Source organism: Streptomyces sp. NPDC087787 (assembly GCF_044743035.1).
Taxonomy (GTDB): domain Bacteria; phylum Actinomycetota; class Actinomycetes; order Streptomycetales; family Streptomycetaceae; genus Streptomyces.
Genome location: NZ_JBIUVQ010000005.1, coordinates 42,994 through 57,047, shown reverse-complemented (window position 1 = coordinate 57,047; position 14,054 = coordinate 42,994). Strand labels below are relative to the sequence as shown.

The 14,054-nt window shown below is 73.5% G+C and carries 14 protein-coding genes; 6 read left to right on the top strand and 8 right to left on the bottom strand.

Translation table 11 applies throughout. The features are described 5' to 3' along the window. Positions 1 to 202 precede the first annotated feature (202 nt). Positions 203 to 1,093: an NAD(P)-dependent oxidoreductase gene (locus tag ACIOWN_RS09965; protein ID WP_362350494.1), complete on the top strand. Its 891-nt coding sequence runs from the start codon at positions 203 to 205 to the stop codon at positions 1,091 to 1,093. Here ACIOWN_RS09965 and ACIOWN_RS09960 read toward each other — a convergent pair. From ACIOWN_RS09960 to ACIOWN_RS09925, 8 genes are all read right to left on the bottom strand, one after another. After that, entirely contained in the window at positions 1,090 to 2,058 is a 969-nt protein-coding gene (locus ACIOWN_RS09960; RefSeq protein ID WP_362350491.1) for a hypothetical protein, read from the bottom strand. The genes ACIOWN_RS09965 and ACIOWN_RS09960 overlap by 4 nt on opposite strands. Before the next feature lie 120 nt (positions 2,059 to 2,178). Next, a complete protein-coding gene (locus ACIOWN_RS09955; RefSeq protein WP_100568357.1) occupies positions 2,179 to 2,544 on the bottom strand; it encodes a hypothetical protein in 366 nt (121 codons plus the stop codon). A 36-nt stretch (positions 2,545 to 2,580) separates the two neighbouring features. After that, positions 2,581 to 3,423 (bottom strand): hypothetical protein, encoded by an 843-nt coding sequence (locus ACIOWN_RS09950; RefSeq protein ID WP_362350488.1) that lies wholly within the window; start codon positions 3,421 to 3,423, stop codon positions 2,581 to 2,583. Between the two features lie 365 nt (positions 3,424 to 3,788). Continuing rightward, on the bottom strand, positions 3,789 to 4,121 hold the full coding sequence (locus ACIOWN_RS09945; RefSeq protein WP_362350486.1) for a TraR/DksA C4-type zinc finger protein: 333 nt from the start codon (positions 4,119 to 4,121) through the stop codon (positions 3,789 to 3,791). 168 nt (positions 4,122 to 4,289) lie between these two features. Next, positions 4,290 to 6,677, bottom strand: coding sequence for a protein translocase subunit SecD (secD, locus tag ACIOWN_RS09940; protein ID WP_362350483.1), 2,388 nt, complete (start codon positions 6,675 to 6,677; stop codon positions 4,290 to 4,292). A 72-nt stretch (positions 6,678 to 6,749) separates the two neighbouring features. Next, the gene (locus ACIOWN_RS09935) at positions 6,750 to 7,199 is read right to left on the bottom strand and encodes a hypothetical protein (protein WP_362350480.1); all 450 of its coding nucleotides are present in this window, start codon (positions 7,197 to 7,199) and stop codon (positions 6,750 to 6,752) included. Between the two features lie 106 nt (positions 7,200 to 7,305). Next, positions 7,306 to 7,965: a response regulator transcription factor gene (locus ACIOWN_RS09930; RefSeq protein WP_362350478.1), complete on the bottom strand. Its 660-nt coding sequence runs from the start codon at positions 7,963 to 7,965 to the stop codon at positions 7,306 to 7,308. 2 nt (positions 7,966 to 7,967) lie between these two features. Beyond that, complete coding sequence (locus ACIOWN_RS09925; protein ID WP_362350993.1) at positions 7,968 to 8,924, bottom strand: HAMP domain-containing sensor histidine kinase; 957 nt, start codon at positions 8,922 to 8,924, stop codon at positions 7,968 to 7,970. Between the two features lie 301 nt (positions 8,925 to 9,225). On the opposite strand from ACIOWN_RS09925, the gene ACIOWN_RS09920 reads away from it, so the two are divergent. The 5 genes from ACIOWN_RS09920 to ACIOWN_RS09900 all read left to right on the top strand — a co-directional run bounded on the left by ACIOWN_RS09920 (position 9,226) and on the right by ACIOWN_RS09900 (position 13,953). Further along, positions 9,226 to 9,549 carry a TraR/DksA C4-type zinc finger protein gene (locus ACIOWN_RS09920; protein WP_362350475.1) on the top strand — a complete coding sequence of 108 codons (324 nt, stop codon included), beginning with the start codon at positions 9,226 to 9,228 and terminating at the stop codon, positions 9,547 to 9,549. A 55-nt stretch (positions 9,550 to 9,604) separates the two neighbouring features. Next, positions 9,605 to 9,976, top strand: coding sequence for a TraR/DksA C4-type zinc finger protein (locus tag ACIOWN_RS09915; protein WP_362350472.1), 372 nt, complete (start codon positions 9,605 to 9,607; stop codon positions 9,974 to 9,976). Further along, entirely contained in the window at positions 9,973 to 10,788 is an 816-nt protein-coding gene (locus tag ACIOWN_RS09910; protein ID WP_362350469.1) for a rod shape-determining protein, read from the top strand. Before ACIOWN_RS09915 ends, ACIOWN_RS09910 begins: the two co-directional genes overlap by 4 nt. A 59-nt stretch (positions 10,789 to 10,847) precedes the next feature. Then, entirely contained in the window at positions 10,848 to 11,501 is a 654-nt protein-coding gene (locus ACIOWN_RS09905; protein WP_362350466.1) for a hypothetical protein, read from the top strand. 370 nt (positions 11,502 to 11,871) lie between these two features. Further along, a complete protein-coding gene (locus tag ACIOWN_RS09900; RefSeq protein ID WP_362350464.1) occupies positions 11,872 to 13,953 on the top strand; it encodes a flotillin family protein in 2,082 nt (693 codons plus the stop codon). Positions 13,954 to 14,054 lie beyond the last annotated feature (101 nt).

Here is a 14,054-nt window from a genome sequence, read left to right as displayed (position 1 = left end):
ACGGCAAGGTCGTGCAGCCCCCGCGCCAGAACCTCGTCGAGGCCCTGGGCATCTGGTTGGCCTGACCCCGGCAGCGGCACGCCGGCACGAGGCGGTGGCGGTAAGCGAACCGCGGGGTACGGGTACCCGCCCCTCCGTGGCACCCGCGCGGCCCCGCGGGGTGCCCGCCGTACCTACCAGGAGGAGCCAGGAGGAGGACGACATGACCGACACCCGTACCGTGGGCGTCCTGGGCACCGGGATCATGGGCTCCGCGATGGCCCGCAACCTCGCGAAGGCCGGACACACCGTCCGGGTGTGGAACCGGACCCGGGCCAAGGCCGAGCCCCTGGCCGCCGACGGCGCGCACGTCGCCAGCACCCCCGCCGAGGCGGTGCGCGACGCCGACGTGGTCCTGACGATGCTCTACGACGGCGGCACGGTGCTCCGGGTCATGCGCGAGGCCGCCCCCGCGCTGGGCCGGGGCACGGTCTGGGCGCAGTCGACCACCGTCGGCCTGGAGGCGGCCGGCGAGCTGGCCGCCCTCGCCGACGAGCACGGCCTGGTCCTCTACGACGCCCCGGTGCTCGGTACCCGGCAGCCCGCCGAGGCGGGCCGGCTGACCGTGCTGGCGGCGGGGCCCGCCGAGGGCCGGGAGACGGTGAGGCCGGTGTTCGAGGCGGTCGGCTCCCGCACGGTGTGGACCGGCGAGGACGCCGCGGCGGCCACCGCCACCCGGCTGAAGCTGGTGGCCAACAGCTGGGTCGTCGCGGCCACCGCGGCGACCGGGGAGACGCTCGCCCTGGCCAAGGGGCTCGGCGTGGACCCCCAGGGCTTCTTCGACCTCATCGCCGACGGCCCGCTCGACATGGGATACCTGCGCGACAAGGCCGGCATCATCCTCGACGACGCGTACCTGCCCCCGAGCTTCGCGGTGGCCACCGCGGAGAAGGACGCCCGCCTGATCGTCCAGGCGGGCGAGGCCCACGGCGTCCGCCTCGACGTGGCCGCCGCGAGCGCCGAACGCTTCGCCCGCGCCGCCGCACGGGGCCACGCCGGCGAGGACATGGCCGCGGCGTACTTCGCCAGCTTCGACGACTCCGGAGAGTCCTAGCCCAGGCAGACCACGAGCAGGCAGAGGTGGGACGGCGACGTGGGTGTGTTCGTGGGGCTCGTCTGCGGGGTCTGCTGGGTGGTGCCGTCGGACGCGGTGGACCCGGGCGCCGTCCGCTGGGTCGCCGTCGAGGAGGACCGGGAGGCCGACTGGCCGGACTGGGCCGGCCGGTCCGCCGGAACCGACTGGGCCGACTGGGCCGACCGGTCGGCGGAGGCGGAGTTGCCGGCGTCCGGTGCCGTGGCGCCCTCCTGCGGGGCGGACTGCTCCGTCCGGGCCGGCGCCGCGGACACGTCGGAGGGTTCCGACGGGGCCTGCGCCGTACGGGGAACGGCGGCGTCCGGGCGTACGTCCTGCGGCGTGGTGCCGCGCGGCGCCGACCGTTGGTGCCGGGAACCGGCCGCGGGTGAGGTCTGCCGGGCGTCCGAGGGCGTCGCGGCCGGGTCGCCGGGCTGCGCCGGCCGGCTGTCACCGACGGTGCCCGTGTGCGGGGCCTCCGGTGCCGGGGCCGCCTGCGTGCGGTCGGTGGAGTGCCGGTCCATCGAGGCGACGGTCAGGCCGCCCCCGACGAGGGCGACGGCGGTGGCCACCAGGGCCCTGCGCTGGGTCTTCTTCCAGCGGGCCAGCTGGCGGCGCCGCGCCGCCCGCCCGGGCCGCTGCCGTGAGGGCGCGTCCGACACGTCGGCGGGGAGGCCGGTGGGCGTGCCGCCGGGGACATCGGCGGGGTTGCCGACGGGCGCGAGGCCCGGGGCGGAGCCCGCGGCCCCGCCCGCCGCGACGCCGGCTCCGAGAGCCGTCGCGGGAACGGCCGCGGCGCCGGCCGCTGTATCGGCCGCGGTTTCGGTCGCTGTATCGGTCGTGAGGGGCGCCGTGACGTCCGGTGCTATGTCCGGTGCGTACGCACCGCAACCGGGGCACACCAGGGCGCCGTTGAGGTGCCTACGGCACGTGGAGCAGTAGTCCATCCGGTCTTCCTGACTAGGCCTGCCGAGCGGCCAGTCACGCTAACAAGGCCCGCGACGGACTGTGTGCAGCCTGTGTGACGCTCCTGCGCGGATTCCCGGCACCCCGACCCGGCCGGGCCGTCAGGCCCGGTCGGTGAGCTCGTCGGCGTACACCTGCGACAGCGGCTGCGGACCCACGTACTGCTGGCAGTTGCACTGCCCCGGCTCGAAGCGCAGCGGCTTCTTGTTCTCGTCCCAGGCCGTCGGCACCTCGACGCGCTCGTGGCACCGGCCGCTCTTGTCGTGCTTGGCCAGATGATGGGTGCACCCGCACACCGGCTCCGGCGGCTTGTGCGCCGCCTCGACGGCCAGCCGCTCCGCCTTCGCCGCCTCCATCAGTTCGAGCTTGCGCTCGTGCCGGTTGCGCAGCGCGGTGCGGATGTTGTCCCCGAGCCAGGCGAAACCGCCGGTCCAGAAGACGATCAGCACCCACCAGATCCAGCCCATCGGCGTCACCCTTCCCCCGTGGAGTTCCTCGTGATTTTAGGAGGAATCCCGGATGTTCGCGCCTGGCAGGGCCGGGTGGCGTCGCGGACGCGGCGGCCGGGGGTGCGGATACGGGACTGTCGGCGCGGCTGCCGGTGCACCCGCGCCTGCCGGGGCAGCCGCCGGAGCCGGGATCCGCCGCCACGGGACCAGTACAGCAGCCCGGCGCGGCAGCCATCCAGGGCCGCGGCCGTGGAAGAGCGCGAGGACGACCGCCGCGGCCACCGCGATCAGGTGTTCGCGCCCGGCCAGGTTGGGCTTGACCACCGACTCCACCACCATCGAGCCGCCGGTCAGGAGGAACACGACGGGGGCGCGCCGCACCACGGACAGGTAGGTGAACAGCCCCACCACGGCGGCCGAAGGCCCGGTGTCGAGGATCCGGCCGGTCTCGGGCGGCAGCCCCAGCCCCCACCAGCCGGGCCCGATCGCGATCATGAGCCGCACGGTGAGGGTGCCGGCCAGGGTGGTCGCGTACGAGATGAACAGCGTCCGGCCGCGGCCCAGGGTGAGTTCGGCCAGCGCGAAGGCGAGGAACAGCTGGGTGATGCCGGCCCACACCGGCAGGTCGAGCGCCGGGACGTACAGGGACACCGGGGTGCGCAGCAGGGCCAGCCACAGCGGCAGGTCGGCCTGGACGCCGCCGGCGATCCGTACCACCGCCTCCCCGGCCGGCCGCTGCGCCACCGCGTGGAAGAGGACCACGCCGAAGGCCGCCACGAAGGCCAGCACCAGCCCGGACAGCCCCCGGTGCGCCAACCGCCGTACGGGGTCGACGACGATGCCGTGCCACTCGGCGCGCAGCGTCCGCACGGTGAACCGCGCGAACCGCACCGCCACATCACGCACCCGCACCGGTGCGTCGCCCGCCGGTCTGCCGCCCCTCGCCGCGCCGTTCGCCGGTGGGCCGTCCGGTGGCCGGACGGCCCACCGGCCGCGGTCCCGCCGCCCGGCGTCCCCCCGTCCCCCCGGACGCTCCGGACGCTCCGGCCATTCCCTCGTCTTCCTCGTGTCCCTCACACCGCTGTGCTGCTGCACCGCTGTCCGGCTCCTTAGCAGTTCCCCCACCTCGTGCGCACAACCGTATGGACCGTAATTCAGGCCGCCGCGTTGCCACAGACGGCCTCACAGCGGCGGCAGGGGCCGCGGCGGGGAGCGTCGCGCGGTGGTGGCGTCGCGCGGGGGCGGCGGGTTCGGGGGACGGATCAGCCGGCGCGCTGCTGGCAGGGCACGCAGCAGCGCGCGTACGGCAGGATCTCCAGGCGCTCCACCGGGATGGGCTTGGCGCAGTCCTCGCAGTTCCCGTAGGAGCCGCCGTCCAGCCGCGCGAAGGCGGCCTCGATGTCCTTCAGCGCTTGCTTCAGGGCGTTCTTCTGCGCGGTCAGGAGGTCGTCGGCCTCCTGACCGCCGTCCTCGCTCTCCTGGACGGCCCGCAGTTGGGCGAGGCGGGAGTTGCGCTCGTGTTCGAGGCGCTGCCGGGCATCGTGCGCGCTCAGGCGCTCGGCCGCGGAGGCACTGCTGGTGGTCTCCCACGACATCGGCGATACGGTCCCTTCTGGCAAAAGAGCCGGTGACGAGGGGGGCCGCGGTGACGTACGGCCCCCCTCCTGACCTTCCAGCGTGGCCGCGCGCGGAAGCGGCGGCCATCGGTCGCAGTACCCATTTCCGGCGGGCGGCGGGGTGCACCGCCGCCCGCCGTCCGGGCCTCAGACCCGCGCCGCCGGTGCGGCGCGCTGTGCGGACCTGCCACCGCTCGAGCCACTGCCCGAGCCGCCGCCCGGACCGCGGCGCCGGCCGCCGCCGCGCTCGTGGCGGTGCAGCTCGATGGCGAGCGGGGACGCGGTGAACACCGAGGAGTAGGTGCCGACCACGAGCCCGATGAGGAGGGCGAGCGCGAAGTCGGTCAGCGAGTCCCCGCCGAAGACCGTCAGGGAGACCAGGATCAGCAAGGCGCCCATGCCCGTGTTGATCGTGCGGGGCAGCGTCTGCAGGATTCCCTGGTTGGTGATCTGCTCCAGCGGTGTCTTGCGGTCGCGTCCGAGCAGTTCCCGGATGCGGTCGAACAGGACCACCGAGTCGTTGACCGAGTAGCCGATGACGGTGAGCAGGGAAGCCAGGAACACACCGTCGATGGGCTTGCCGAGCCATGCGAAGACGCCGACGAGGATGACCACGTCGTGCGCGAGCGCGGCGACCGCCGCGGTGCCGAACAGCCAGCGGAAGCGGGCCGCGAGGTAGAGCAACTGGGCCCCGAGGGCGACGCCGAGGGCGATGAGCGCGTTGCGGCGCAGTTCCTCGCCCAGGCTCGGGCCGATCAGCTCGTCACGGACCTTCTCGGTCTTGCCGCCGAGTTCGCTGATGGTCCCGGTGACCTTGGCGGCCTCGGCGTCGGTCAGGTCCTCGGTGCGCACGGTCAGGCCGTTGTCGTTGGACGACTGCACGAGCGCGCCGGGGAAGCCCGCGTCGGCGAGGGCGGTACGGGCCCGGTCGGGGTTCACGGGCGTCGTGGTCGTGTACTCGATCAGCCGGCCGCCGGTGAACTCCAGGCCGAAGTTCAGGCCCCGGGCCGCGATGCCCGAGCCGGCGAGCACCAGCAGGACCGCGGAGACGGCCAGCCAGCGACGCGGGTGGCTCATCAGGTCCGGGCTGCGGCGCATGACCAGATCGCGGACCCGCCCGGTGGTCGCCAGGCCGGTGAACAGGTGGCGCCGGCGCACCCAGGCACGGTCCACGGCGAACTCGGCGAGCACCCGGGTGATCACCAGCGCGCTGATCATGGACGCGGCGACACCGATGGCGAGGGTGACGGCGAAGCCGCGCACCGGGCCGGTGGAAAGGAAGAACAGCAGTCCGGCCGCGATCAGCGTGGTGATGTTGGAGTCGGCGATCGCGCTGAAGGCGTTGCGGAATCCGGCGGTGAGGGCCGAGCGCGGGCTCGGCCGGTGCATGCCGGCGTACTCCTCACGCGCTCGTTCGAAGACGAGCACGTTGGCGTCCACGGCCATGCCGATCGCCAGGACGAAACCGGCCAGGCCCGGCAGGGTCAGGGTGGCGCCCAGGGCGGCCAGGGCGGCGTAGGAGATCAGTCCGTAGCAGAGCAGGGCCACGGCCGCGAGGAAGCCCGTGAGGCGGTAGACGGTGACGATGAACAGGATCGTCAGGGCGGTGCCGATCACCGCGGCCCAGGCGGTGGCCTCGATGGCGCTGGCGCCGAGGGTGGGGCCGATGGTGTGCTGCTCGACCGTCTCGACCGGTACGGGCAGGGCGCCGCCGTTGATGAGCAGCGCCAGCTCGCGGGCCTCGGCGTCGTCGAAGGAGCCGGTGATCTGCGTGGAGCCGTCGGCGATGCCCGTGCCGCAGGCGACGGACGGGGCGACCTGCGGGGAGGAGATGATCCGGTCGTCGAGCACGATGGCGACCCGGCGCGCGGGGTCGCCGACCTGGCGGCAGGCGGCCTCACTGGTCAGCTTGGCCCATGCGGACCGGCCCGCCTTGTCGAAGTCGACGGTGACGGTCCAGCCGGCGCCCGTCTCCTGCTCGAAGCGTGCCTGGGCGCCCTTGACGTCCCTGCCGGTCATGGCGCTGTCCTGGAGGCGCAGCTTCTGCCCGGACTCGTCGGGCAGCACGAGCTCCTTGGACGCCTCGGGTTCCTTCGAGGCCTCGGGCTTCTTCGAGGCCTCGGGCTCGGACTTGGCGGGGTCCTCGGCGCTGTCGGCGACGCCGACCACCGGGTGGAAGGTCAGCTGGGCGGTACGGCCGAGCACGTCGGCCGCCTTCTTCGGGTCCTGTACGCCGGGCAGCTCGACGATGATCCGGTTGCTGCCGGAGCGGACGAGGGTCGGTTCGGCGACGCCGAGCGCGTCGACCCGGCCGCGCAGCACTTCCAGGGCGCGGTCGGTCGCCTCGCGGTCGGCCTTGGTGGTCGCGGTGGAGCGGGTCTCCAGGACGATCTGGGTGCCGCCCCGCAGGTCGAGCCCGAGTCGTACGGGAACGGTGGCGGTGATGTACACGGACAGGGCGATCACGGCGAGGGCGAACAGCGCTCTCCACCTAGATGTGCGTTTGGTGTGCTTCGTGCGTGTCTTGGGGGTCAACGGAGGCCTCCGGCAGGCACGCCGCGACTGCGGCCGACGCGGTCACGGCGGTCGAGGGACGAAAGGGGGACGTCAGATGCCGAAGGCCCGCGGCGGCGCCCGGCCGCCGTCCTGCACCACGTGCACCGTGCGGGCGGCCACGGTCACCGGGACGGGACGCGTCCGTCCGGGTGCGGGGAGGGGAACGTCCGTGACGTCCTCGGTGGTGGCGAACTGCCCGTGCGCGACGGGCCGGTCCCCGTGGAACTCCTGCCGGGTCCCGTCCTGCGCCGAGCACACGACGGTGCACCCCTGCCCGGCGTGCGGAGCGTCCACGTGACGCTCGTCGGTGCCGGGACGGCCGTCGCCGGGCGCGGAGCCGGAGTGCTGTCCGGGCTCGAGGTCCGCGACGGAGGCGGCCGCGACGGGGGCGGGCAGTGGCGGCGGGCTGCCGGTGGTGAAGACCGCCAGGAGGGCGAGCAGCGCGGCCGTCAGGAAGGCCAGGGCACGGGAGGCGGGGTCGGTGCTCGGCGCTGGGTGCATGCACCGTCCCCTTTCGTGTGGCACTCGTGAGCGGACGCGGATGTCGTACCCGGGACCCCGGCCGGGGAGTGGACAGCCGGGACCCCGGGGGGTCGTGGGCGGGCGGTCAGGGCTCGATCAGACCGGCCCGGATGGCGTAGCGGGTGAGCTCCAGGCGGTCGCGCAGCCCGAGCTTCTGGAGCAGGTTGGCGCGGTGCCGCTGGACGGTCTTGATGCTGATGAAGAGGATCTCGCCGATCTCCTTCGAGGAGTGCCCCTCCGCGACCAGCTTCAGGACCTCCTCCTCGCGGGGTGTCAGAACCTGGTCCGGGGTCTCCTCGCCGTGGCGGACCCGGTCCAGGTAGTTGCGGATCAGCGCGGTCACCGCGCCCGGGTACAGGAACGGCTCGTCCCGCATCGCCGCCCGGCAGGCGGCGACGAGGTCCTGGTCGGCGACGGACTTGAGCACGTACCCGCTGGCACCGGCCTTGAGCGCCTGGAAGAAGTACTGCTCGTTGTCGTGCATGGTGAGCATCAGGATCCGCAGGTCCGGCTTGAGCGCGATCAGTTCGCGGGTGGCCTGGAGGCCGGTCAGCCGCGGCATCGCGATGTCCAGCACGGCCAGGTCGATGTCGTGGGTGCGGGCCATCTCGATGGCCTCCGCGCCGTCACCGGCCTCGGCGACCACCTCCAGGTCCGGTTCCTGGTCGAGGATGAGCCGCACTCCCCGGCGTACCAGCGCGTGGTCGTCGGCGAGCAGGATGCGGATCGTGGTCGGGTCGGACATGATCAGCTCTGCTTCCTGGGGACGACGGGCGCGGTGAGCCGGACCTCGGTTCCGGCCGTGGGGGCGGGGGCGATGTCGAGGCCGGCCCCGATGAGCAGGGCCCGCTCGCGCATGCCGCGTATGCCGGCGCCTTCGTGCGCCGCCTTGATGCCGCGCCCGTCGTCGGTGATGGCCAGCTCCACGGCGCCGTCGGTGTGCCGCAGGCTGACCTCGATCCGTTCGGCGTCCGCGTGCCGGGCCACGTTGGTCAGGCTCTCCTGGGCGACACGGTAGAGGACCAGCTCCGTCTCCGGTTCCAGGGCGGGCAGGTCGGCGTCGAAGCGGCGCACCACCTGCAGCCCGGTGTGGGTGGCGAAATCGGTGGTCAGCGAGGTCAGCGCGGCGACCAGACCGAGGTCGTCGAGGACGCCGGGCCGCAGCCGGCGTACCAGCCGGCGGACCTCGTCCAGGCTTCCCCGGGTGATCTCCTGCGCCTGGTGCAGCTCGTCGCGCAGCGGCGCGTCCGCCTCGTCCGCGGCCCGCTTGAGCGCGAGCAGGATCGCGGTCATGCTCTGGCCCACCTCGTCGTGCAGTTCCTGCGCGATACGGCGCCGCTCGGCCTCCTGGGCGAGCAGGACCCGGGCGCTGCTCGTCGCCCGCTCGTTCTCCAGCCGGTCGAGCATGGCGTTGAACGTGCGGATGAGCTCCGCCACCTCGCCGCCGCCCTGCTCGGGCAGCCGCTGGCCGGGGCGCAGCAGGTCCACGGTGGTCATCAGCTTCGTCACCCGGTCCAGGGGGGCCAGCCCCAAGCGCAGCAGGGCGGCGTTGGCGACCAGCATGACGGCCAGGCCGCCCACCAGGATGACGGCCTCGGTCAGCACGACCGGCACCGAAACGGTCACCGGGGCCCACAGCAGCAGTGCGGTGGCCGAGCCCAGCACCACGGCGTTGAGCCCGAAGATCCGCCAGAACAGGGACACCAGGGTCACGCCTCCTTACGTGATGCGGTCTGCCTCTACTGTCGGGCATCGCGCATCCCGGACGAGCCGCGGCCCCTGTGGTCCCGACCGGGCCTGCCGCCAGTGTGCCGTCCGCCGGCTCCCGCAAGCGATGGGGCCCGGTCCCCATTTCACCCGGTGCGGCCTACCCATGCACGGGTCGAGTGGATCCCCCGACCGGCCGCAAATGGGTCCTGGACCCGATGGGAAACCGCGGCCGGTTCGACCAGGGTTGAGGTGTGACCGACCCCCGTCCCCCGTTGCACAACGAAAGGCACTGACCATGTCGCTCGACGCCGCCCGGACCGAACCCCGCGAGCGCCTGTCCGCTCAGGAGGCCCGCCGGCGCCTTGAACACGCCCGCGGGACCCGGCTGGTCCAGCTGGAAGCCCTCGGCGAGACCGGGCAGACGGCGGACGACCACCTGATGTCCTCCCAGCGTGAGGCCATCATGCGGGTGCTGAAGGAGATCGACGAGGCGTTCGCCCGCGTCGAGGACGGCACCTACGGGTCCTGCCTGGAGTGCGGCAAGCCGGTGCCGCCGGAGCGCCTGGAGATCCTGCCGTACACGGGTCACTGCGTCGGCTGCCGGCGCCGTACCGCCTGAACCGTCCGCCTGTCCGTCCTGCCTTCGTCCTCCGCCCTGCCCGAGGGGTGAAACGGTGAACAACCAGATCATCGGCGACCGCGACACGCACCTGACGGCCGAGGACCTCGCCGCGCTGCGCGCGAACCTCGACGAGCAGCGCCTGTTCCGCCAGGAGCAGCTGGAGCAGATCTCGGCCGCCGCGACCTCCCGCGCGGACGCCCTGCTCCAGCAGCAGGCCGCCTCGCAGGTGGAGGTCCGTGTGAAACTCGCGGCCTCCGCCCGCATGGTCCTCGCCGACGTCGAGGCGGCCCTGGCGCGCATGGACGAGGGCGGCTACGGCATCTGCCACCTGTGCCGGCGTCCCATCGCGCGGGAACGCCTGGAGATAGTGCCGCAGGCCCGCTACTGCGCGCGCTGCCAGCAGGTCAGGGAGGCAGGGCGGTGACCGTCACCCAGCGTTCGCGTGCCGCCGCGGCCACCAGGCACCGGCCGTGGCCGCTGGGCCGGCAGGGCTGCGGCATCGCCCTCGACATGGGCAGCGCCCGCACCCGCGCCTGGGTCGCCGGGCGGGGTCTTGTCCTGGACGTCCCCACGGTGACGTTCCCCGGCTCCGGGGCGGTGTATCCGATCCAGCGCGGCACGATCATCGACACCGCGGGCACGGCCCGGATGCTCGACCGCCTGCTCGGCAACCGCCTGCCCCGCTTCACCCGCCCCCTGGTCGTCCTCACCGCTCCGGTACTGGACGGGGTGGCCTTCCGCAACGAGGCCCGCACGGCGGTGGAGGTGCTGCGGCCGCGCGGGGTGCTGACCATTCCCAGCGCGCGGGCCGTCGCCCTGGCCGCGGGCGCGGACCTGGCCCGCCCGCTGCTCGTGGTGGACATCGGCGCGCATCTGACCGAGGTGGTGCTGCTGTCGGAGGGCGCCGTCGTCGACGCGCGCCGCACGGCGCTGGGCACCAGCGACCTCGAATCGGCCGCGCCGATGCAGATCTGCGAGGCGGTGGCCACCATGGTGACCGCGATGCTGCGGCAGGACCGTACGTCGCTCACCGTGGACGCCCTGCGCCGGGGCGCGCTGCTGGCCGGGGGCGGCGCCCTGCGCCCCGAGATCACCTACCACCTCACCGGCAAGCTGCACGCGCCCCTCAGGGCCGTGGCGGCGCCGCACACCGCCGCCGTCCGCGGCGCCGCCACCCTGCTGCGCTCCGCGCACGACCACCTCGCGGACCCGGCGGACCAGCCCCCCGCCCCGTAGAACAGCCCCCGTCCCCACCCCACCACGAGGACAACGAGGACACGAAGGAGGGCCGCACCATGGCCGGCGGCATCCCTCGGGCACAGCCGCCCCCCGAAGGACTGTCACCCGACGACCCGCTCCCCGACGAACTCCCCCGCCGCGTGCTCTGGCGCCTGCGGCGCAACCCGATGCGCCGCCCGAGCGACCTGGCCCAGGCGTGGATCGGCCTCGGCGTCCTGCTGGCCGTGCTGGCCGGCACGCCCGTGGCCCTGTTCTTCGTCGGCGACACCGCCCTGCGCCACTACGAGCGGGCGGCCGAGCACCAGCGGAGGACGCGGTGGCAGACCACCGCGGTCCTTCTGCACGACGCTCCCCGCCACCCCGAGCCGGGCTCCGAGGAGGCGAAGGGGACCCGCTACCCGGTGCCGGTGCGCTTCACCGACCCGGGTGGGCTCGCCCGCACCGCGAGGACCGACGTCGAGCCCGGACTGCCGGCGGGAAGCCCCGTCGACGTGTGGGCCGACACCGACGGGCGGATCACCGCGCCGCCCCTGAGCGCCGCCCAGGTGCGCAGCCACAGCAAGGGCTGGGCGATCCTCGCCGCCCTGGCCGTCCCGGTCACCGGCGCCGCGGTGTACGGCGCCGCCGGACTGCTGCTCCGCCGCCGCAACCTGGCCGCCTGGGACAGCGCCTGGGCCCGCACCGCACCCGGCTGGACGCCGTCCCCGTGATCTCCGGGGGTGCCGCACCGCGGCCCGGTCGATCTTGATGATGCTCTGTCAGCCCACCGGCATGGAAGCACCCCCCAACATTGCCGGAAACCGGCAATGTGCGAGGTGGGACCGGTCGGGCATCATGTCGTGAGGGGAGCACCGCGGACGGTTCCGGTGCCGGGCATCGGCAGATGTCCGTTGCCGGAGCCGGCAGGGGGAAGTACTGCCGCCCGGTGCGTCGCAGGGGGAAGAGGGGGCTGACGATTCCGCGGCGCACCCGTCTCCCGCCGTCTCCCGGCGCCCGAGCCGCCGGGACACCGCGGGGGGCCGCACCCGGCCACCCGGTCTCTCCCTTACTCACCGTTCCTTACTGTCAAGGACGTATGCCATGGATGTCATCGGCGCACTCGTCGCGGGCTGCCTGCTCGTCGTTCTCCTGCTGCTGTTCACCTTCTCCCGGCTGTTCCGCAAGGTGGAGCAGGGCAAGGCCCTGATCGTCTCCAAGATGCGCAAGGTCGACGTGACCTTCACCGGCCAGGTCGTCCTGCCGGTGCTGCACAAGGCCGAGGTCATGGACATCTCGGTGAAGGCCATCGAGATCACGCGCACCGGCCGCGAGGGGCTCATCTGCCGGGACAACATCCGCGCCGACATCCGCATCACGTTCTTCGTACGGGTCAACAAGACCGCCGAGGACGTCGTCCGGGTCGCCCAGGCCGTCGGCACCGCCCGCGCCAGCGACCGGGACACGTTGCAGGAGCTGTTCCACGCCAAGTTCTCCGAGGCGCTGAAGACCGTCGGCAAGCAGATGGACTTCACCGACCTCTACACCAAGCGTGAGGAACTGCGGTTCCAGATCATCGAGGTCATCGGTGTCGACCTGAACGGCTACCACCTCGATGACGCGGCGATCGACTACCTGGAGCAGACGCCGCTGACCCAGCTCGACCCCGGCAACGTCCTCGACGCCCAGGGCATCCGGAAGATCACCGAGCTGACGGCCGTGGAGCACGTGCGCACCAACGAGGCGCAGCGCACCGAGCAGAAGGAGATCACCCGGCAGAACGTCGACGCGCGCGAGGCCATCCTGGAGCTGGAGCGCCGCCAGGCCGACGCCGAGATCAAGCAGAGGCGGGAGATCGAGACCTCCCGCGCCCGCGAGGAGGCCGAGACCGCCCGCGTGGTGGAGGAGGAGCGGCTGCGCGCGCAGAGTGCCTTCCTGCGCACCGAGGAGGAGCTCGGTGTCCAGCGCGAGAACCAGGCCCGTGAGGTCGCGGTCGCCGCGAAGAACCGCGAGCGTGTCATCGCCATCGAGAACGAGCGCATCGAGAAGGACCGCCTCCTCGAGGTCATCGCCCGGGAGCGGGAGACCCAGCTCACCCGGATCTCCGCCGACAAGGAGGTCGAGGCGGAGAAGCGGGAGATCGCCGAGGTCGTCCGCGAGCGGGTCGCGGTGGACCGCACGGTCGCCGAGCAGGAGGAGTCCATCAAGAAGCTGCGCGCCGTGGAGGAGGCGGAGCGCGAGCGCCAGGCCGTGATCATCGCCGCCGAGGCCGAGGCGCAGGAAAAGCTGGTCAAGGACATCAAGGCCGCCGAGGCCGCCGAGCAGGCCGCCACCCACCGCGCCGCCGAGGAACTCACCCTGGCCGAGGCCCGGTTGAAGACCGCCGACCTCGACGCCCGCGCCAAGCTGCGCCTGGCGGAGGCCATCCAGGCCGAGGCCGCCGCGGAGGGCCTGGCCGCCGTCAAGGTCCGTGAGCAGGAGGCCGAGGTCATCGAGAAGGCCGGCCGCGCCGAGGCCGAGGCGTTGCAGGCCAGGGCACTGGCCGAGGCCCAGGGCACCGAGGCCCGGCTGCGCGCGGAGGCAGAGGGCGCCCAGGCCAAGGCGCTCGCGGAGGCCGCCGCGATCGGCGAGAAGCTGAAGGCCGAGGCGGCGGGCCTGACCGAGAAGGCGGCGGCGATGGCCGCCCTGGACGAGGCCTCCCGCGAGCACGAGGAGTACCGGCTGCGGCTGCAGGCGGAGAAGGAGATCCGGCTGGCCGGCCTGGAGGCGCAGCGGCAGGTCGCCGAGGCGCAGGCCACGGTCCTCGCGACCGGTCTCGAGCACGCCGACATCGACATCGTCGGCGGCGAGTCGGTCTTCTTCGACCGCCTGATGAGCGCGATCTCGTTCGGCAAGGGCGTCGACGGGTTCGTGGAGAACTCCCGCACCGCGCAGGCCCTCGCCGCGCCCTGGCTGGACGGCTCGTCGAACTTCACCGACGACCTCGGTCGGATCCTCGGCCATCTGGGCTCGGCCGACGTCAAGAACCTGACGGTCTCCGCGCTGCTGATGAAGATGATGCAGACGGGCGGCGCGAACGCCGGCCAGCTCCAGCAACTCCTCGACCGGGCCGGTGAGCTGGGCCTCGCCGACACTCCGCTCACCGCCCTCAACGGCGCCGCCCTCAACGGCACCGCCCGGGCCTGACGAGCCGCGGAAGGGCCCCGAGCGGCCGCCTTCAAGGGGCGGTCGGGGGCCCGCCCCCCCCCCCCCCGCGGATCACGCCGCAGACGCGGGGCCGGGAACCC

Bases quoted from the DNA above. Each gene is read 5' to 3' on its own strand.
- ACIOWN_RS09965 (WP_362350494.1), top strand. From the start codon at position 203: ATGACCGACACCCGTACCGTGGGCGTCCTGGGCACCGGGATCATGGGC.
- ACIOWN_RS09960 (WP_362350491.1), bottom strand. From the start codon at position 2,058: ATGGACTACTGCTCCACGTGCCGTAGGCACCTCAACGGCGCCCTGGTG.
- ACIOWN_RS09955 (WP_100568357.1), bottom strand. From the start codon at position 2,544: ATGGGCTGGATCTGGTGGGTGCTGATCGTCTTCTGGACCGGCGGTTTC.
- ACIOWN_RS09945 (WP_362350486.1), bottom strand. From the start codon at position 4,121: ATGTCGTGGGAGACCACCAGCAGTGCCTCCGCGGCCGAGCGCCTGAGC.
- ACIOWN_RS09935 (WP_362350480.1), bottom strand. From the start codon at position 7,199: ATGCACCCAGCGCCGAGCACCGACCCCGCCTCCCGTGCCCTGGCCTTC.
- ACIOWN_RS09930 (WP_362350478.1), bottom strand. From the start codon at position 7,965: ATGTCCGACCCGACCACGATCCGCATCCTGCTCGCCGACGACCACGCG.
- ACIOWN_RS09920 (WP_362350475.1), top strand. From the start codon at position 9,226: ATGTCGCTCGACGCCGCCCGGACCGAACCCCGCGAGCGCCTGTCCGCT.
- ACIOWN_RS09905 (WP_362350466.1), top strand. From the start codon at position 10,848: ATGGCCGGCGGCATCCCTCGGGCACAGCCGCCCCCCGAAGGACTGTCA.
- ACIOWN_RS09900 (WP_362350464.1), top strand. From the start codon at position 11,872: ATGGATGTCATCGGCGCACTCGTCGCGGGCTGCCTGCTCGTCGTTCTC.